The organism is Faecalibacterium sp. DFI.5.82 (assembly GCF_029076575.1).
Classification (GTDB): domain Bacteria; phylum Bacillota; class Clostridia; order Oscillospirales; family Ruminococcaceae; genus Faecalibacterium; species Faecalibacterium duncaniae.
In genome coordinates, this window is record NZ_JARFIS010000082.1 from 1 (window position 1) to 443 (window position 443).

Sequence of the window (443 nt, forward strand, 5' to 3'; positions counted from 1 at the left end):
TACCATCAATATGGATGGTGCCGCCATCACCATTACCATTATGACGCTGGCTGCGGCCAATACGCTGGGCATTCAGGTGTCCCTGCCCGCCACCATCCTTCTTTCGGTGATGAGCGCTCTGGGTGCCTGCGGTGCTTCCGGCGTGGCTGGCGGCTCCCTGCTGCTGATCCCCATGGCCTGCTCCCTGTTTGGCATCTCCAATGATATCGCCATGCAGGTGGTCGGTGTCGGCTTTATAATCGGCGTGGTGCAGGATTCCGTGGAAACTGCCCTGAACTCCGCCGGTGACGTGGAATTTGCCGCCACTGCGGAATATCACCAGTGGCGCAAGGAGGGCAAGCCCCTGCCGGCGTTCCTGTGCAAGTGATTCAAAACTGAAATGGCTTTTCAAAGGCTGCTGTGCTGCTGGCACGGCGGCCTTTTTGTTTGGATCTTTTTTCTGG

The 443-nt window shown here is 57.8% G+C and carries 1 protein-coding gene; it reads left to right on the forward strand.

Annotated elements, in window-relative coordinates:
• Nucleotides 1-367, forward strand: a 367-nt coding sequence (locus tag P0G09_RS15665) for a cation:dicarboxylase symporter family transporter (protein ID WP_275253115.1), incomplete at its 5' end; no start/stop codon positions are given.
• Nucleotides 368-443: the final 76 nt, after the last annotated feature.